This is a genomic window from Metasolibacillus sp., assembly GCF_025291715.1.
GTDB lineage: Bacteria > Bacillota > Bacilli > Bacillales_A > Planococcaceae > Metasolibacillus > Metasolibacillus louembei.
In genome coordinates this window covers 1-18,309 of record NZ_JAMBIZ010000018.1, presented here as the reverse complement: position 1 = coordinate 18,309, position 18,309 = coordinate 1, and the positions used below count along the sequence as shown (strand labels likewise).

Below are 18,309 nucleotides of genomic sequence, written 5' to 3'. Positions count from 1 at the left end.
TTAGCCTCCATTCTTAGTAATTAATGAAAATACTGTACCATGTCATTTTATTATAGATTGCAGATATGATGCTATCTAATATCATTTCGAAAACAAATCAATATGCCTAACATCTACAGCCGTGCATATTAGGTTGAATCAATATAAAAAACTAGCAGTCCTCTAATAGAAGACTGCTAGTTTCAGCTATTATATTACTTTTTAAATTGAATATGATGCAAGTTCGCAAAAACACCACCTGCTGCGACAAGCTCATCATAGGTCCCCTGCTCCTCAATACCGTTTGGTGTTACAACTAACACTTGGTCAGCATTGCGAATCGTTGCAAGTCTGTGCGCAATAACAAGTGTCGTGCGATTTTCAGCTAGCTCTGCTAAAGATTCTTGAATAATCATTTCTGTTTCTGTATCAAGCGCAGATGTTGCTTCATCTAAAATTAAAATTGGCGGATTTTTCAAGAACATACGTGCAATTGCTAAACGCTGCTTTTGACCACCTGATAGCTTTAAGCCTCGCTCACCAATTTGCGTTTCATAGCCATCTGGTAAACTAGCGATAAACTCTTTTAAATGTGCACGCTCTGCGGCAGCTTGAATTTCCTCGAAGGAAGCACCTAGCTTACCATATTCGATATTTTCTCGGATTGTACCTGTAAACAAGAAGACATCTTGTTGTACGATACCGATTTGCTCGCGTAGCGATTTTTGCGTCATATCACGAATGTCCATACCGTCAATCGTAATCGCCCCATCACTCACATCATAAAAGCGTGGAATTAATGAGCAAATCGTTGTTTTCCCTGCACCACTTGGACCAACAAAGGCAATCGTTTCGCCAGCATTTAAAGAAAACGAAATATCCTTTAGTACAGGCTTTGACTGATCATAATTAAAGCTGACATGATCAAAGGCGATATCCCCATGTAGTGCAGGTACATCCACAGCATTTTCCCTGTCTTGTATTTCAGGCTCCTGATCAATTAAATCGCGGAAACGCTTAAAGCCTGCCATCCCTTTTGGATAAAGCTCAAGCAATGCGCTAATTTTATCGATTGGTTTAATCAGTACATTGGTAAATAAAACAAAGCTGACTAGCTCACCGTGTGACAGCTGGTCATTTAAGTTCAGCCATGCGCCAACAACTAATACGACTAATGTCAACAGGCGTGTCATCATATAAATTCCAGAATGTGTACCAGCCATTATTTTATACGCATATAATTTAGCGGTACGGAATAAACCATTTTGCTGACGGAAGCGTGTCATTTCAAACTTTTCATTCGTAAACGACTTAACTACCCTTACCCCAGATACGCTATCCTCAACGCGTGCATTGACATCTGCAATTTCACCGTACATCTTTTTCCAGGCTTTGTTCATTTTCATATTGCTAAATGTGACAAGCCATATTAAAAATGGTACCATCACGAGCGCAATCGACGCTAATGTTGGATTAATATTAAACATAATTGTGAATGCACCAATAAAGGTCATAATGGCAATAAAGAAATCTTCAGGTCCATGGTGCGCAAACTCACCAATATCAAATAAATCATTCGTAATACGGCTCATAATATGCCCTGTTTTCGTATTATCAAAAAAGCGGAATGATTGTCTTTGTACATGATTAAATAGCTCTTGTCGCATATCTGTTTCAATATTAATTCCAAGCTTATGCCCTAAATAATTGACGATAAAGTTTAAAAATGTACTTAAAACATAAACAAGCAATAGCAATACGCTAACTTTAGCGATCATGCCCCATTCGCCTGTTGGCAGCAATGTGTCGATTAACCATTGCACGGCAAGCGGGAATGCAAGCTCCAAAATTGCCACGATAATCGCACTTGAAAAATCAATCATAAACAAGCGTTTATGTGGCTTATAATAAGAGAAAAATTTTCTTAGCATTATTCTTTCCTTTCTGATTTCGTTTGTAAATTTCGTCCAAAGTATAAAATAATAATAAATATTGCTGCAAGCATTACTGCAATCAATAATAAAAAGCTCAAACTATCTACTAATTGTAAATAGCCTCCACCAAGGAAAGGACCACTTAAGCTACCTAAGCTAAAGAAAATACCACATAGCAGATTTCCTGTTGGCAATAACTCTTTAGGCGTTAAATCTGTCATATAGGTAATTCCGAGTGAAAACATCGTTCCTACACACATTCCTGCCAATGCAAAGAACACAACAACACTCCAAGGTATGTGCTCAACAAAGCTGCATGCTGCAAATATGGTTGCACCACCTAGTAGCCCTCCTAAAATGACTTTGCGTCGCCCAATTCTATCCCCTAACATCCCTAAGGGAAGCTGCAAAACAATCGTGCCGATGGAAAAGGCGGCAAGCACAATTGATACCATCGCAACATCAAAATCTTTTCGCAACGCGTAAACAGGGAAGATGGCATTTAAAGAGGATTCTAAAAAGCCATAAACAAACGGTGGTAAAAAGGCAATCCATGCATAACGAAATGCTAACCTATAACGCATCATACTTCCTGTTTGCTTTGTGTCTCCTGTTAAAGCTTCAGGATGCTCATTGCGCACAAAAAACACAAGCGACCATGCAAGTAAACAAAGTACTGAAGAAACGATGAATGGTAAAGCCTGCGAAATTTTAATTAGCGGAACGAAAAGCGGTCCTACTGCAAAACCAATACTAAACGACAAGCCATAAATCGCCATACTGCGTCCTAATTTATGCTGCGGTGTAGAGGCTGTCAGCCACGTTTGCGTGCCGAAATGCAAGGCATGGTCACCAATACCGATTAATAATCTTAAGAAAAACCAAAACAATATGTTTTTCCATAATAGGAATGTTGCTAGTGACAGAAAGACTAAGGCTCCCCCAGCCATAATGACAGGCTTATAGCCAAATTTTCGCAGCGGCTGTTCAATAAAAGGAGAAATTAACAAAGTTCCTATGTATAAGCCTGTAGCATTCAAACCATTTAATGTTGTTGCGACACCATCCTGCTCAAAAATAACTGCAATTAATGGTAGTAGCATTCCTTGTGAAAATCCCGAAATGGAGACGATGATAACTAAAATCCAAAATCTTTGCTGTGCATATGTTACTGCCATTTATGTTGCCTCCAAAACGATTTCTAGTAAGCCTGTTAATTATTGTATCATTTTTTTTACGGAAGTCGAATCAATCTCGCCTTAGCGTGATTGTGTCGGGATTTTGAATTGTGCTTGCACAATTTCCTCCTTTCAAAATCCTTGACATCCGCCGGGAGCTTGGCTTGAAACATTCCAGCACTTGTACAAGTGCTGGAATGTTTCAAGCCAATTTTAAGCAAAACAAAACCCTAGCAAACTTTATCTCTAAAAGTTCACTAGGGTTTTAAATATCACTTATATCCACTAATTTTTGTATAAACGATTTCCTAGCACTTTGCCAGAAAATGTTTAGACTCCCTCCCATTCATTTTGTATTTTGGCTACATGTTTTTTCCGATCAACCCTCTCTTTTATTTGTTAAGATTACTTTAACACAAAGTTAGAATAATGTAAATATTCAGAATAAAAATTTTATTGTGCCTAATTGCTTACCACTACTACACTTTCATCATTTCATCATTATTAAAGCGCTTGCATTATTATTATTTGCGTTTATAATACTTGTATACAAGTATACTATTAGGTGCCAGGCACTCACACAATTTCCGCACAATTCAGAAATAGAAAGGATGATTGGATGACTGAATTCAAAGATTTTCTCTATCCACAAAAATGGCTTATTAAAGCATCTACTGGTGAACGGGTAACATCTGAGCTAAGGTTACGTATTATTTCGGGCTTGATTGAAAGCGGTACCATTCTTTCAGAAAATAAATTAGCTGCTGAATTTTCTGTCAGTCGCTCCCCTATTCGTGAAGCATTAAAAACATTAGCGGCTGAAAATTTAATTCGATTAGAGCGTATGGGTGCTGTTGTACTCGGTTTAACAGATAAGGAAATTGAAGAAATTTATGATGTTCGTTTATTAATTGAAACATTTGTCTTTGAGCGCCTATTAAAAATGGAAACAACAGAATTAACGATGGAGCTAAGTAAAATTGTCGAAATGATGAAGGTGGCTATTAAATATCACGATGCTGATGAATTTTCATATCAAGATGTTTTATTCCATGAAGCGATTATTCGCTCCATCAACCACTCGTATATTTTGATGATTTGGACGAATTTAAAGCCTGTGATGGAAGGTCTTATTCTGTTATCCATGCGCATGCGCTTCAAGGAAAAATACGATGACTTCCCTCGCATCATAAAAAATCATGAGCTATACATCGCAGCCATCGAAGCAAAAGAGCGCAACTTAATGATTCAATCTTTGCATGCCAACTTTGACGATGTACAAGGAAAAGTAGAGGATTTATGGAGATCTCAGCAACTACTAGTAAAAGGAGTGGAGCAGCAAAATGACTGAATATATGTTAGGCGTCGATATTGGCACAACGAGCACAAAGGCTGTCTTATTTACGATACAAGGGACAGTAATTCAGCAAGAAAATATTGGCTACCCATTGCACACACCTGATATTTCAACAGCTGAGCAAAATCCACAGGAGATATTTCAGGCTGTGCTACAGGCTGTTTCAAATATTATGTCAAAGCACGCTAACAAAAAAATAGCCTTTATTTCCTTTAGTAGCGCATTGCATAGCGTCATTGCAATAGATGACAACGACCAGCCTTTAACACCCGTTATTACATGGGCAGATAATCGCAGCGAGGGCTGGGCACGCAAAATTAAAAATGAGCTCAATGGGCATGCGGTTTATTTGCGCACAGGTACACCAATTCACCCGATGTCACCATTATGCAAAATCGCTTGGCTAACACATGAGCATCCACAAATTGCTGGTAAAGCAAAAAAATATATCGGCATTAAAGAATATATTTTTAAAAAGCTTTTTAATGAATATGTTGTCGACCATTCATTAGCTTCAGCAACGGGCTTAATGAATTTAAAAAATTTAGCATGGGACGAGGAAGCTTTACAAATTGCGGGTATCTCAGAACAACAGCTATCTAAGCTTGTGCCAACAACCCAATGCTTCCAAGGCTGTGATACACAGCTCGCAAAGCAAATGGGCATCGATCCACAAACACCGTTTATTATCGGTGCGGGTGATGGTATGTTATCCAATTTAGGTGTCAATGCCATCGCTAAAGGTGAAGTGGCAGTGACAATCGGTACAAGTGGTGCAATTCGCACAGTTATTGACAAGCCGCAAACAGATAGCAAAGGGCGCATTTTCTGCTATGCCCTAACAGAAAAGCACTGGGTAATTGGCGGACCTGTCAATAACGGTGGCATGGTACTGCGCTGGATTCGCGATGAATTTGCTTCCTCTGAAATGGAAACGGCGAAGCGCTTAGGTATTGATCCATATGAAGTATTAACGAAAATTGCGGAGCGCATCCGCCCTGGTGCAGATGGCTTGCTGTTCCATCCTTATTTAGCAGGAGAACGTGCACCTTTATGGAATCCAGATGTGCGCGGGTCATTTTTCGGCTTAACGATGGCACATAAAAAGGAGCATATGATTCGCGCTGCACTGGAAGGCGTTATTTACAATTTATATACCGTTTATTTAGCTTTACGAGAATGTATGGATGGACCTGTCACACGTATTCAAGCAACAGGTGGCTTTGCACGCTCTGAAACGTGGCGTCAAATGATGGCGGATATTTTTGAATCGGAGGTCACTGTCCCAGAAAGTCATGAAAGCTCTTGTCTCGGCGCTTGTATTTTAGGGCTTTATGCAACAAAGCGAGTTGACTCTTTACATGTAGTAGCAAATATGGTCGGGGAAACGTATAAGCACACACCAAAGGAAGAAGCGATGCAAGAGTATCGCCAGCTATTACCTATCTTTATTCATTTATCACGTACTTTAGAGCAGGATTATACAGCAATTGCTGATTATCAGCGTAATTTAATTAAACATTAGGGGGAATTGTATATGCCGTTAGTTATTGTTGGGATTGGGATTATTGCGTTATTAGTTTTAATTATGGCGTTTAAGCTCAATACATTTATTTCACTTATTATCGTATCATTTGGGGTTGCGTTAGCATTAGGGATTCCACTAGATGAAATTGTCAAAACGATTGAAGCAGGCTTAGGTGGCACACTTGGACATTTAGCATTAATCTTCGGGCTAGGTGCAATGCTTGGTAAATTAATTGCGGACTCTGGCGGTGCACAGCGCATCGCTATGACATTAGTTGAAAAGTTTGGTGAAAAACGCATTCAATGGGCAGTTGTTGCTGCATCATTTATTATTGGGATTGCCCTATTCTTTGAAGTTGGTTTAGTGTTATTAATTCCAATTGTCTTTGCGATTTCAAGACAATTAAAAGTATCGATTTTATATTTAGGAATTCCAATGACAGCCGCATTATCTGTCACACATGGCTTCCTACCACCGCATCCAGGTCCAACTGTTATTGCAGGTGAATTCGAGGCAAACATTGGTGAAGTGCTGTTATATGGCTTTATTATTTCAATTCCGACCGTTATTATCGCAGGTCCTATCTTTACAAAAATCGCGCAAAAATTAGTGCCAGAATCCTTTACAAAAGCGGGCGATATCGCTTCATTAGGTGAACAAAAAACATTTAAATTAGAAGAAACACCAGGCTTCGGCATTAGTGTTTTCACCGCACTATTACCTGTCATTTTAATGTCGATTGCAACAATCATTACATTGCTACAAAAAACGATGGGCTTTGCAGACAACGGCTTTTTAGCTGCTATCCGCTTTATTGGTGATGCAGGGACAGCGATGTTAATTTCTTTATTAGTGGCTGTGTATACAATGGGTATTGCTCGCAAAATTCCTATTAAAGCAGTAATGGCATCATGTACAACGGCAATCTCTCATATCGGGATGATGCTTTTAATTATTGGTGGTGGCGGTGCATTTAAGCAAGTGTTAATCAACGGTGGTGTTGGTGATTATGTGGCAGAGCTATTTGATGGCACAAACCTCTCCCCTATTTTACTTGCATGGATTATTGCCGCAATTTTACGTATTTCATTAGGCTCTGCAACAGTTGCTGCATTAACAACAGCAGGGTTAGTTATTCCAATGCTTGGCCAATCTGATGTCAACCTTGCATTAGTTGTACTTGCAACAGGTGCAGGTAGCTTAATTGCTTCACATGTCAACGACGCAGGCTTCTGGATGTTCAAAGAGTATTTCGGTTTAAGTATGAAAGAAACATTTGCAACATGGACATTACTTGAAACGATTATTTCTGTCACAGGTTTAGGGTTTATTCTATTATTAAGCTTATTTATTTAAGGAGTGAAAACGATGGTCAATACAATTGGTGTTATCGGTTTAGGCGTAATGGGACGCAATATTGCATTAAATATGGCAAACAATGGTGAGCAGGTTGCTGTTTACAACTACACACGTGATTTAACAGATCAGCTAATGGAAAAATTAGATGGGCAAACACTCATCCCTTACTATGAATTGGAAACATTCGTACAATCTTTAGCTGTTCCTCGTAAAGTTTTCATAATGGTAACAGCTGGTACAGCAACGGATTCTGTTATTCAATCACTTATCCCACTGCTACAACAAGGCGACATTATTATGGATGGTGGTAATTCGCATTATCAAGATACGGAGCGCCGTTATGATGAATTGAAGCCACACGGCATTGGTTATTTAGGTGTTGGTGTTTCAGGAGGCGAGGTTGGTGCATTAACAGGTCCTTCCATTATGCCGGGTGGTGACTTGCACTTTTATAATGAAGTCGCACCCATTTTAACAAAAATTGCAGCAAAAGCTGATGGTGAGGCTTGCTGCACATATATCGGTCCAAAAGGTGCAGGACATTTCGTCAAAATGGTACACAACGGTATCGAATATGCGGATATGCAATTAATCGCAGAGGCGTATACATTTTTACGTGGCAATTTAAGTTTATCCGTTGAGGAAATCGCAGACATTTTTGAAGCGTGGAATGAAGGTGAATTAAAAAGCTATTTAATTGAAATTACAGCAGAAATTTTACGTAAAAAAGATGATGTAACGGGCTTACCTCTTGTCGATGTGATTTTAGATCAAGCTGGACAAAAAGGGACTGGCAAATGGACGAGCTTACAAGCTATTGATAATGGTATTCCAACATCCATTATTACAGAGGCACTATTTTCACGCTATTTATCCGCTTTAAAAGAGGAACGCATACAAGCACAGCCGATTTTAGCTGGACCAGCTAAAAATACGCAAAGCTTGGATAAAGCTGAGTGGATTGAATATGTGCGCCAAGCATTATATATGGGCAAAATTTGTGCCTATGCACAAGGCTTTACACAATATAAAATGACCTCCGAAATTAATAACTGGAACTTGCCATTAAAGGATATCGCGTTAATTTTCCGTAATGGCTGCATTATCCGTGCAGAATTTTTAAATGTTATTAGCGAAGCTTATGACGAAAAAGCAAACTTGGCAAACTTATTGATTGCCCCATACTTCGCTGATAAAACAGCGCGCTATCAGCAAAGCTTGCGCAATATCGTTTGCGAAGGCATTCAATCTGGTGTTGCCCTACCATGCTTCAGCTCATCATTAGCTTACTATGATAGCTATCGCACAGGTTCATCGAACGCCAATATTTTACAAGCACAGCGTGATTATTTCGGCGCACACACATATAAACGTAATGATATGGAAGGTACATTCCATACAGAATGGTAATAATGGAGAGAGCTATCCATATGTTGGATAGCTTTTTCATTTGGATGAGCGAATTTGCTTCATCGTTGAGCGATTTCTCATGTTCGATGAGCGAATTTTGACGATGGTTGAGCGAATTTCATTATTCGATGAGCGAATCACTACTTTTGAACTAAAATTTCCAAGGATTTTTCCATCAAAACGCTGTATAATAAAATGTAATAACCTACAATACAGGAGAATCTCATGAAACCTATTACAAACAAAGAACAGCAAGTTACTTATTTAAAAGAACGCCTAGAAATCTTTTTAGAAGTGCTAGATGCAATCGACCCAGAAACGACAGAGTTGGAAGATATCGACCGTCTTATTCAAATGATGGATGATCTAGAAGACAAAATGGATCAATTCCAACAGCGCACAGAATAATCATTTTTAAAGGGAATCTCGTGACTTATGAGGCTTCCCTTTTTTTCGTTGTACGAAAGGAGTATAATAGATTACGGAATTTAAATATTTTTCGGGGGGAAAATAACATGGCATATTTAGAAACTTTGGAGAAAAGTCTGTACAATTTAGTAACAGAAACATCAACTAACTTACCAAAAGACGTTCGCCGTGCAATTAAAAAAGCAAAAGAAGCAGAGAATGCTGGCACGCGCGCGGCAATGAGCTTAGATACAATTACAACAAATATCGTAATGGCTGAGGATAATGTATCACCAATTTGTCAGGATACAGGTTTACCAACTTTTAAAGTATACACTCCTGTAGGTGTCAACCAGCTTGAAATAAAACAAGCAATCCAAACAGCAATTGCTTCTGCAACGGCTGACGCAAAATTGCGCCCAAACTCAGTTGACTCATTAACTGGTAAAAACTCTGGCACAAATATCGGTGCAGGTCTTCCAGTTGTCAAATTTGAGCAATGGGAAAATGACTACATTACAGTAAAGCTAATCCTTAAAGGTGGCGGCTGTGAAAATAAAAACATCCAATACTCTTTACCTACAGAATTAGAAGGCTTAGGTCGCGCTGGTCGTGATTTGGATGGCATCCGCAAATGTATTTTACACTCTGTTTGGCAAGCACAAGGACAAGGCTGTTCAGCAGGCTTCATCGGCGTGGGTATCGGTGGTGACCGTTCAGCAGGCTATGACCTTGCAAAAGAGCAGTTATTCCGCCATGTAGATGATGTCAACCCAATTGAAGATTTAGCAAAATTAGAGGAATATGTTGTGAAAACAACAAACACATTCGGCGTTGGTACAATGGGCTTCGGTGGCGAGGCAACATTACTAGGCTGTAAAATTGGTGTAATGGACCGCTTACCTGCTTCATTCTTCGTATCCGTAGCATATAACTGTTGGGCATACCGTCGTATGGCAATTGACATCAACCCTGAGACAGGCGAAATCATAAACTGGCACTATCAAGAAGGTGAAAAAATCACGTTTAAAGATGAAGTACAAACTGCTGCAACAACTGATACTGATAGCCAAGTAGTTGAATTAGTCGCACCAATTACAGAAGAAAAAATTCGTTCACTTAAAGTTGGAGACGTTGTGAAAATCACTGGACGCATGTACACAGGCCGTGACGCCATCCACCATCATTTAATTGGCGAAGGTGTAGAAGCACCAGTTGACTTAAATGGTCAAATCATTTATCACTGTGGTCCAGTTATGGCAAAAGACGAAGCTGGCAACTGGGTAGTAAAAGCAGCAGGTCCTACAACCTCTATTCGTGAGGAGCCATACCAAGGCGATATTATGAAAAAATTCGGTATCCGCGCAGTAATGGGTAAGGGCGGCATGGGTCCAAAAACATTAAAAGCACTACAAGAGCATGGCGGCGTTTACTTAAACGCAATCGGCGGTGCAGCACAGTACTATGCTGACTGTATTAAATCTGTAGATGGTGTGGACCTAATGGAATTCGGTATTCCAGAAGCGATGTGGCACTTAAGTGTAGAAGGCTTCACAGCCGTTGTCACAATGGATTCACATGGCAATTCATTACACGCTGACGTTGAAAAATCTTCACTTGATAAATTAGCACAACACGCTGAACGCGTATTTTAAAAGGCTGTGTCCGAAAATTTCGGACACGCTTTTTTTTGTGTGCGAATCTTAATGCTTTGCGGGCGAATTCAACAACTCCTCACTACAGACGATATAAATAGTTGAAAGGAGGTGAAAAAAATGAAGGTTATATTTACAGTCGGTTTACCTGCTAGCGGTAAAAGCACCTTCGTTCAAAAGCTCGCAAAAACAGAAAATGCCGTCATTCTTTCAAGTGATACGATACGTCAGGAGCTTTTTGGTGATGCGACAAAACAAAAATCCCGACTTATTTTTCGCGTTTTATATGAGCGATTAAATGAGCTTGTCGCCAAGGGCTACTCAGTTATTGTCGATGCGACGAATATTGAACGAGAACGCAGAATGTTTGCACTCAAAAAATTGTCTGCAACAATTCAAAAAGAATGCTATTACTTTGATACCCCCTACTCCATTTGTGTAGCCAGAAATCAGCAGCGTAAAAGAGTTGTGCCATTAGCAATCATGGAAAAAATGGCGAAGCATTTAGAATTTCCAACAGCTGGTGAAGGCTTTGATGAAGTGCATATTGTGCATGAGTCTACTCCTTACGCCATCTCTAGACAGCAATTCGTTACATTGCTTGAGCGACAGCCGAGTTATGAGGAGCTTTTTCAAGCATTGCAAGCTATTCCAGCCTTTCAACAAATGTATCGTTTCAATCAAGAAAATCCGTACCATCAATTTTTGCTATGCCAGCATACGTATTTTGTTTTAACCTATGTTAACGAATACTATACGGAAAATGATAAACTTGCCTTACAAATAGCTGCACTATTCCATGATAGCGGCAAGCCATTTTGTAAAAAGTATAAGCCGCTTCAAGAACGTTATGGCTATTTTGGTCATGAAAACGTTTCAGCGCAAACCGTTTGCCATTTTTTATTGGAGCTAGGCTTTGATACAGATTTTGTGTTAAAGGTTATTCATTTAGTACAATTTCATATGCTTATTCAATATGGTGGTGACAAAGGTAGCAGCCAAATTTACCATTTAGCAGATGCTGATTTACTAACAAAGCTTTACTTTTTCCGTGAAGCAGATCAATTTGCGAAATAGAAAGGAAGTGAAATCATGTCAAGCTATATAAAATATCCACGAAGCTTTCATCTACCGTGGAGCAGAGGTTATACACATGATGATAAAGTCGCCAAGAATGTTGAGCATTTTATCGGCAAGGAGGTCGTTGTAACCGAAAAATTAGACGGTGAAGGAACAACGCTTTACAAAGATTATATGCATGCTAGAAGCATCAACTCGGCTAACCACCCTTCTAGACATTGGGTGAAAACATATCATGCAAGCTTTGCCTATCAAATTCCTGATGGCTGGCGGCTGTGTGGTGAAAATATGTATGCAAAGCATTCCATTTACTATCAAGCATTAACAAGCTACTTTTATTTATTTAGCATTTGGAATGAAGAAAATATATGCTTGAGCTGGGATGAAACGGAGGCTTTTGCTGCTAAATTAGGCATTGAAACCGTTCCTGTTCTGTACCGAGGACTTTTTGATGAAAAGAAAATCAAACAACTATTTACAGGTAAGTCATGCTTTGATGGTGAACAGGAGGGCTATGTTATTCGAAATGCCAATTCATTTCATTACAAAGACTTTCAATATAATCTAGGTAAATTTGTACGACCACAGCATGTGCAAACAAGCGAGCATTGGTTGCAGGAAGAAATTATTACGAATAAATTAAACATGTAATAAAACAACAGCGAAAGGACTGAGAACAATGTAATACCATTAGCAATCACAACAAAATACATAATTGCTCAAACTTACGAAAAATAATCTTCGCAAGTTTTTTTTATTGCATTCTTTCCTCCTTCGCCTTATACTTTATTTATAATAATTCTAATTTAGAAATTAAACTAATCTAAATGAAAAACATTATCAAATAAACAATCATTTATTAAATGAAAGTGAAACTCATTATCAAGGAGGGCATATATGAATACAGCTAATCGAGAAAATCTATCAATAAATGAGAAAATCCAAGAGCATAAGGAATTGATTGCAGCATTAATCGCTGGCTTAATTATCTTTCTTGCATGGCGTATGGATAAAAGCGGCCAATTAACAGCTGCCACTATTGCTTATTTAACGGCTTTTGCAATTGGTGGTTATGCGAAGGCGAAGGAAGGTATTGAAGATACAATTGAAAACAAAACGTTGAATGTGGAAATTTTAATGATTTTAGCAGCAATCGGCTCGGCTATTATTGGCTACTGGGTAGAGGGGGCTATTTTAATTTTCATCTTTGCAGTAAGCGGGGCTTTAGAAACATATGCAATGAATAAAAGCCATAAAGAAATTTCCGCTCTTATGGCATTACAGCCAGAGGAAGCATGGCTCGTACGTGGTGGCTTTGAACCAATTAATGTTCCTGTCACATCATTAAAAGTGGGTGATCACATTTTAGTAAAGCCTGGTGAGCGCATTCCAGCAGATGGGACTGTTTTTAAAGGGGTCTCCGCTGTCGATGAAGCAGCCATTACTGGCGAGTCTATGCCTGTTACGAAAAGCGAGGATAGTGCTGTGTTCGCTGGCACTGTGAATTTAAATGGTGTTTTAACGATTAAAGTATCTAAAACAAGCTCAGAAACTTTATTCCAAAAAATTATTACACTTGTCCAGTCTGCACAAAGTGAAAAATCCCCTTCTCAGCAATTTATCGAGCGCTTTGAAGGTGTCTATGTAAAAGGTGTATTAGCAGCTGTGGCACTCATGATGTTTCTTCCCCACTTTTTACTAGGTTGGGATTGGACGACAACATTTTACCGTGCAATGGTGCTCTTAGTTGTTGCCTCACCATGTGCATTAGTAGCTGCCATTATGCCTGCCACATTAGCAGCTATTTCAAATGGTGCAAGAAACGGTATTTTATTTAAAGGCGGCTTACATTTAGAGCATTTAAGCGCACTACACGCTTTAGCAGTTGATAAAACAGGGACATTAACACAGGGTACACCTGTTGTAACAGACTTCATCGTGCGTGATGAGGAAAAGCGTATGCATACATTAGCAATTTTAGCTGCAATTGAAGCACATTCCAATCACCCGCTTGCACATGCTATTACTGCATTTGCCAACGAGCAGCAAGTAGAAAAATTGGAAGCGGAAATTGAGGAGGTTCCAGGCTTTGGTATTAAAGCATTGGTTCAAGGTCAACAATTTCTTGTTGGAAAACCAGATTTTGTAGGCTATGAGGATTCTCAAAGCTTTGCTAACTGTGCGGCAGAGCAGCTTGCTTCACAAGGGAAAACGGTTATTTTCTTAAAGGATCATGAAGGCATTGTGGCACTCGCTGCTATGCAGGATGTCGTACGTGAGGAAGCCAAGCAAGCTATCGCATCGCTTCAACAGCTAGGCATCGATGTTATGATGCTAACAGGAGATAATGAAAAAACAGCGCAAGCTATCGCTGCACAATCTGGTGTCACCGCTTATGTAGCCGAATGCTTGCCAGAAACGAAGGTAAATTATATTAAAGACTATCTCACAAAGTATAAAACAGTTGGCATGGTTGGTGATGGTATTAATGATGCACCGGCACTTGCTACAGCAACAGTAGGTATTGCCATGGGGGGCGGTACAGATGTTGCACTTGAAACAGCTGATGTTGTACTAATGAAAAATGATTTATCGAAAATTGCATACGCTGTTAAGCTATCACGTAAAATGCAGCGCATCGTCAAGCAAAATATCATTTTTTCATTAAGTGTCATCGTTTTGTTAATTGCTTCAAACTTTTTCCAAGCAATCGACCTACCATTAGGGGTTCTTGGACATGAAGGAAGCACTATTTTAGTTATTTTAAATGGGCTACGCATGTTGAAAAATGAATAATTTAAAAAGGCTGTTGGGATTTTTCCAACAGCCTTTTGAGTTACACAAGAAATACCTTTTTGTCCTGCTTCACTTTTTTAGCAAGATAACGATTTTGCAAAGCTGCATTTAATAGTCCGCCCAAAATTAAAATCATGCCTGTTAAATAAAGCCATAGCATCAGGACAATCACCCCTGCAATACTTCCATATGTCGCTCCGAAGTTACTAAAATTCCCCACATAAAATGAAAAACCATACGTTAATGCAAGCCAGCCTACCGTTGCAAATAATGCGCCTGGAATGATACTAATTAGCGTTAAACGTGGCTCAGTATTTGGTATAATCCAATACATCAACGTTAATACAGCAAAAATAATTACGTTTGGCATCAGCCATCGAAGCAATGTCCACGTTGATTCAAATGAGCTTTCTATACCAATATATGAGAATATAAAGCTACCAATTTGTTTACCGAAAATAGGGAATATCAATGCAATTAATATTATAGCAATAAACGCTAATGTAAAAAGAAGAGCCCATAAACGATTTACTACACCTGATTTTCCTTCTACATCATAGGCTCGATTTAAGCCTTTAATTAATGCATCAATACCACGCGAAGCAGACCAAATCGTCCCGATAATCCCAAGCGATAAAAGCCCGCTATTTGAAGTTGTTAAAATCTCTCCGACGATATTTTCCGTCAATACATATACTTCCTCTGGCATAATATCCGCCATAAATTCAAATACTTGCTGGCGCTGTAAATTTAAATATGGTAGCAATGTCACTAAAAATATAAGCAATGGGAAAAACGATAATAGAAAAAAATAAGCAAGCTGTGCACCCATTCCAGATATGTCTGCGCGTTGCACACGCCTCAATATATCTTGGAAAAGGCCCTTTGTTGTCGTAACATCAATGTCAGTCCCGCTTGGCGCAACAAAGGATTTCCAGAAGGCTACCGTGCTTGATGCATTCTTTTTTAATTCTTTCACCAAGCAACCCTCCCTTCTTTGCCTTTTTATGTGTTACTTTTTGAAAAGGCATCTTTCGTTTCAGTTACTAGGCTTTTTACTGTGCTAGGCAATGTTTTTGCATCATCTACATGCTCCATAATGGAAGCAATATTCGTTGTGACATCGGCATATAACGATTGTGCCTGCTCCATTTTCGTTTCGACTAACTCCTGTAGTTCGTCACGATTTTGCGAATAATAAGAAATAGTATCTTTTACTTTCTTTGATGTTTCCACTGTATGCTGGCGCGTTTGCTTATCTAACATGCTTAATGCAGCTCCTGTTAATGCGCCTAAAATAATTGCTGGTACTAATTTGCTTTTCATTCTTTTTTCCTCCACTCTTTCTGTATTATTCCCAAGTCTGTTTAAAGTAAAACGTTGCTTACCTATTATTGTAACGAAATTTCTTTATTTTTAAAAGCTTCCTTGCATCGCCGTTACTCATTCTATATGCTATAATAAGTCAAATTAATTCGTTTATTGTGAAAGGTAGGCTAACAATGGATTTAACAATACCAACTCAAGAAAATGTGATTTACATGGTAGAGCAAATTAAAGAGAAGCTACGCATGGTCAATGTCGATGCAATGAAATCAGAGCATTTTGACGAAAAACATTATGAGGATCTGTGCTATTTATATGAAATGGTCATGAAGCGTGATTCCTTCAGCCCTAGCGAAATGAATGCAATTGTTGCAGAGTTAGGATCTTTGCGTAAGTAAGCAAATAAGAGCTATTTGAGGCATTGACACATGCTTCAAATAGCTCTTTGTATTTTTACTTTTTAGCTGCAGCTTGGATATCATCAAATGCCCAGTGTGCTGAATACTTTTTTATCTTACTTTGCTTACAATAATAGACCGTACAAAATTATGACCTTTTTCAGGTAGCTCATCCCAAGCGTCTATATGCAGTTGATAATCTGCCAAACATTCAGCTCGATTTTTACTTTTTTGTGGAACATTTAATGATAGCGAGATTGTGCCATAAGATTTTTCTCCTGCTGGAACCTTATCTCGCCATGAGCAGGAACATTCATAGCCATTTGGTCCAGTAGAAGCTTTAATTCCCAATGCTTGAATTGTTGTATTAGGAGGAATATTGAGTGGTCCCCTATCCTCAATTCCTTCTGTGTTCCAGATACCCCAATCTAGTTGTGAATGAAAAACCTCTAACTCACGATCTGTTGTGTTCGTAATCATTAATGAAAAGGTCCAAGTCGCCATACTCCTATTGTCCTCCTGTCTCTACATTTTGTTTCACATTATCCATCACATCGTATACATGGGTACGATTTAAAATAGCATAATCCCACTCAGACGCTCCTATTAACGTAGTCACATTATTTTTATCTGTTCGATAGAGAAGAATCATTTTACTAAATATCCAAGGTACAACATCCATATCCTTATTTTTTGGTGCTTCGAAAACTCGCTCTGTTGATTTTTTCTCATTTCGTTGCTGTTCATTTGTTACAGTGTTCAATATATTAAATTTCGCCTTCAGTTCAATTTGTAATTCTTTCTCCACACCTACACTCGCTACTTTTTCTTGAGTTACGGAGGCAGAAGCTTTGTTTGTATATTTCAACGCACTCTCAAGTGTAATCACTTTTTCATCTACTGCTTTGGTTGCAGTAGACAAACCATATTCATCTTTAACTGTTATTTTGCCTCCCTTTGTAACAGTCGCGACTTTCGCTGCATCTGCTCGCAAACAAGTCACCTCAACCGAAAAATAATCACTTACTTCTCTTTGCTTTAAATAAAGACTATTAAAGTCTAAATCATTCACACCATCCCATAGCCTTTTTGAAATAGCAAAAGTATCTGTTCGGAATAATGGCATTTTTTCAAAGTGAATGCCACTCGGAATGTATTGATTCAAATCTACATTTTTCACATTCTCTACAATCTTTATCTTGTCAATGCGATCCCAATTTGTATATAAGCTATTAATAGCTTCCTTTTTTCTTAATCCATCTATTTTATTAGAAATACGAATATTCCGAATAAAATTATGCCCATCATGTGTAATATCCTTCCATTCTGCTACTTCAAAATAGCCATTAGCTTTACACGTTGCTTCATTGGCATTATTATATGGTACGTTCACATAAAGACTTACGACCCCGTATGGCGCTTCACCATTTCGATTATTATCCTTCCATGAGCATGAAAACTCATAGCCATTTGGGCCAAAAGCTGACTTCACACCAACTGCCTGTATCGTTTCCCCAGCTTTAATAGTCTGCGGCCCTTTATCTTCTTCCCCATTCGTATTCCAATATCCCCAGTGCAACTGAGACTCTACTACCTCTAAATCCCGATCTGTGTCATTTGTAATATTTACATAAAAAGTCCATGCCATAATTACTATGCCCCCTTTAGATTATTAAATGGGTAAAAATCTATCATTTCCATCAAATAATATTTGTTGTATCTATCTTAATTATAAAAACCTGCTAATATAAATACCATAAAATCCCTAATCTAGAAGTGTTAAGATTTCTTAACACTCAATTATCTATGAAATTAAAACTCTAATTGAGTTAATTTCATAATTCTAACCCCTTGTCTCCCAAGGGTTTCAAGACAATAAAAAACGGGCACCTCCCCATTTT

16 protein-coding genes are annotated in these 18,309 nt (G+C 38.6%); 10 read left to right on the top strand and 6 right to left on the bottom strand.

What is annotated here, in order from left to right; translation table 11 throughout:
- Window positions 1-194: 194 nt before the first annotated feature.
- Entirely contained in the window at window positions 195-1,910 is a 1,716-nt protein-coding gene (locus tag M3Z76_RS12120) for an ABC transporter ATP-binding protein (protein WP_293927448.1), read from the bottom strand.
- The gene (locus M3Z76_RS12115) at window positions 1,910-3,091 is read right to left on the bottom strand and encodes an MFS transporter (protein ID WP_293927451.1); all 1,182 of its coding nucleotides are present in this window, start codon (window positions 3,089-3,091) and stop codon (window positions 1,910-1,912) included. Before M3Z76_RS12115 ends, M3Z76_RS12120 begins: the two co-directional genes overlap by 1 nt.
- 619 nt (window positions 3,092-3,710) lie before the next feature.
- On the opposite strand from M3Z76_RS12115, the gene M3Z76_RS12110 reads away from it, so the two are divergent.
- The 9 genes from M3Z76_RS12110 (at window position 3,711) to M3Z76_RS12070 (ending at window position 14,684) form a co-directional block, all read left to right on the top strand.
- Window positions 3,711-4,442: a GntR family transcriptional regulator gene (locus M3Z76_RS12110; protein ID WP_293927454.1), complete on the top strand. Its 732-nt coding sequence runs from the start codon at window positions 3,711-3,713 to the stop codon at window positions 4,440-4,442.
- Window positions 4,435-5,973, top strand: coding sequence for a gluconokinase (gene gntK, locus M3Z76_RS12105; protein WP_293927457.1), 1,539 nt, complete (start codon window positions 4,435-4,437; stop codon window positions 5,971-5,973). The genes M3Z76_RS12110 and gntK overlap by 8 nt, the downstream gene beginning before the upstream one ends.
- 12 nt (window positions 5,974-5,985) lie before the next feature.
- Complete coding sequence (locus M3Z76_RS12100; protein ID WP_293927460.1) at window positions 5,986-7,332, top strand: GntP family permease; 1,347 nt, start codon at window positions 5,986-5,988, stop codon at window positions 7,330-7,332.
- Between the two features lie 12 nt (window positions 7,333-7,344).
- A complete protein-coding gene (gene gnd / locus M3Z76_RS12095; RefSeq protein ID WP_293927463.1) occupies window positions 7,345-8,745 on the top strand; it encodes a decarboxylating NADP(+)-dependent phosphogluconate dehydrogenase in 1,401 nt (466 codons plus the stop codon).
- A gap of 225 nt (window positions 8,746-8,970) precedes the next feature.
- A complete protein-coding gene (locus M3Z76_RS12090; RefSeq protein WP_293927466.1) occupies window positions 8,971-9,153 on the top strand; it encodes an SE1561 family protein in 183 nt (60 codons plus the stop codon).
- A 107-nt stretch (window positions 9,154-9,260) separates the two neighbouring features.
- On the top strand, window positions 9,261-10,808 hold the full coding sequence (locus M3Z76_RS12085) for a fumarate hydratase (RefSeq protein WP_293927469.1): 1,548 nt from the start codon (window positions 9,261-9,263) through the stop codon (window positions 10,806-10,808).
- 120 nt (window positions 10,809-10,928) lie between these two features.
- Window positions 10,929-11,885: an AAA family ATPase gene (locus M3Z76_RS12080; RefSeq protein ID WP_293927472.1), complete on the top strand. Its 957-nt coding sequence runs from the start codon at window positions 10,929-10,931 to the stop codon at window positions 11,883-11,885.
- Window positions 11,886-11,900: 15 nt separating this feature from the next.
- Window positions 11,901-12,539 carry an RNA ligase family protein gene (locus M3Z76_RS12075; protein ID WP_293927475.1) on the top strand — a complete coding sequence of 213 codons (639 nt, stop codon included), beginning with the start codon at window positions 11,901-11,903 and terminating at the stop codon, window positions 12,537-12,539.
- A 246-nt stretch (window positions 12,540-12,785) separates the two neighbouring features.
- Window positions 12,786-14,684 carry a heavy metal translocating P-type ATPase gene (locus M3Z76_RS12070; protein WP_293927477.1) on the top strand — a complete coding sequence of 633 codons (1,899 nt, stop codon included), beginning with the start codon at window positions 12,786-12,788 and terminating at the stop codon, window positions 14,682-14,684.
- 40 nt (window positions 14,685-14,724) lie between these two features.
- Here the strand turns inward: M3Z76_RS12070 and M3Z76_RS12065 are convergent, their stop codons facing one another.
- Both M3Z76_RS12065 and M3Z76_RS12060 read right to left on the bottom strand, forming a co-directional pair.
- Window positions 14,725-15,663, bottom strand: coding sequence for a YihY/virulence factor BrkB family protein (locus M3Z76_RS12065; protein ID WP_293927480.1), 939 nt, complete (start codon window positions 15,661-15,663; stop codon window positions 14,725-14,727).
- 26 nt (window positions 15,664-15,689) lie between these two features.
- Window positions 15,690-16,010, bottom strand: coding sequence for a YtxH domain-containing protein (locus M3Z76_RS12060; protein WP_293927483.1), 321 nt, complete (start codon window positions 16,008-16,010; stop codon window positions 15,690-15,692).
- Window positions 16,011-16,186: 176 nt separating this feature from the next.
- On the opposite strand from M3Z76_RS12060, the gene M3Z76_RS12055 reads away from it, so the two are divergent.
- On the top strand, window positions 16,187-16,408 hold the full coding sequence (locus M3Z76_RS12055; RefSeq protein WP_293927486.1) for a DUF1128 domain-containing protein: 222 nt from the start codon (window positions 16,187-16,189) through the stop codon (window positions 16,406-16,408).
- Window positions 16,409-16,519: 111 nt separating this feature from the next.
- On the opposite strand, the gene M3Z76_RS12050 is transcribed toward M3Z76_RS12055, so the two are convergent.
- Window positions 16,520-16,912, bottom strand: coding sequence for a hypothetical protein (locus M3Z76_RS12050; protein ID WP_293927488.1), 393 nt, complete (start codon window positions 16,910-16,912; stop codon window positions 16,520-16,522).
- A gap of 4 nt (window positions 16,913-16,916) precedes the next feature.
- Window positions 16,917-18,056: a hypothetical protein gene (locus tag M3Z76_RS12045; protein ID WP_293927490.1), complete on the bottom strand. Its 1,140-nt coding sequence runs from the start codon at window positions 18,054-18,056 to the stop codon at window positions 16,917-16,919.
- Window positions 18,057-18,309: the final 253 nt, after the last annotated feature.

Bases quoted from the DNA above. Each gene is read 5' to 3' on its own strand.
- M3Z76_RS12100 (WP_293927460.1), top strand. From the start codon at position 5,986: ATGCCGTTAGTTATTGTTGGGATTGGGATTATTGCGTTATTAGTTTTA.
- M3Z76_RS12055 (WP_293927486.1), top strand. From the start codon at position 16,187: ATGGATTTAACAATACCAACTCAAGAAAATGTGATTTACATGGTAGAG.
- M3Z76_RS12060 (WP_293927483.1), bottom strand. From the start codon at position 16,010: ATGAAAAGCAAATTAGTACCAGCAATTATTTTAGGCGCATTAACAGGA.
- M3Z76_RS12090 (WP_293927466.1), top strand. From the start codon at position 8,971: ATGAAACCTATTACAAACAAAGAACAGCAAGTTACTTATTTAAAAGAA.
- M3Z76_RS12115 (WP_293927451.1), bottom strand. From the start codon at position 3,091: ATGGCAGTAACATATGCACAGCAAAGATTTTGGATTTTAGTTATCATC.
- M3Z76_RS12075 (WP_293927475.1), top strand. From the start codon at position 11,901: ATGTCAAGCTATATAAAATATCCACGAAGCTTTCATCTACCGTGGAGC.
- M3Z76_RS12120 (WP_293927448.1), bottom strand. From the start codon at position 1,910: ATGCTAAGAAAATTTTTCTCTTATTATAAGCCACATAAACGCTTGTTT.
- gnd (WP_293927463.1), top strand. From the start codon at position 7,345: ATGGTCAATACAATTGGTGTTATCGGTTTAGGCGTAATGGGACGCAAT.
- M3Z76_RS12045 (WP_293927490.1), bottom strand. From the start codon at position 18,056: ATGGCATGGACTTTTTATGTAAATATTACAAATGACACAGATCGGGAT.
- M3Z76_RS12080 (WP_293927472.1), top strand. From the start codon at position 10,929: ATGAAGGTTATATTTACAGTCGGTTTACCTGCTAGCGGTAAAAGCACC.
- M3Z76_RS12085 (WP_293927469.1), top strand. From the start codon at position 9,261: ATGGCATATTTAGAAACTTTGGAGAAAAGTCTGTACAATTTAGTAACA.
- M3Z76_RS12110 (WP_293927454.1), top strand. From the start codon at position 3,711: ATGACTGAATTCAAAGATTTTCTCTATCCACAAAAATGGCTTATTAAA.
- M3Z76_RS12070 (WP_293927477.1), top strand. From the start codon at position 12,786: ATGAATACAGCTAATCGAGAAAATCTATCAATAAATGAGAAAATCCAA.
- M3Z76_RS12050 (WP_293927488.1), bottom strand. From the start codon at position 16,912: ATGGCGACTTGGACCTTTTCATTAATGATTACGAACACAACAGATCGT.
- gntK (WP_293927457.1), top strand. From the start codon at position 4,435: ATGACTGAATATATGTTAGGCGTCGATATTGGCACAACGAGCACAAAG.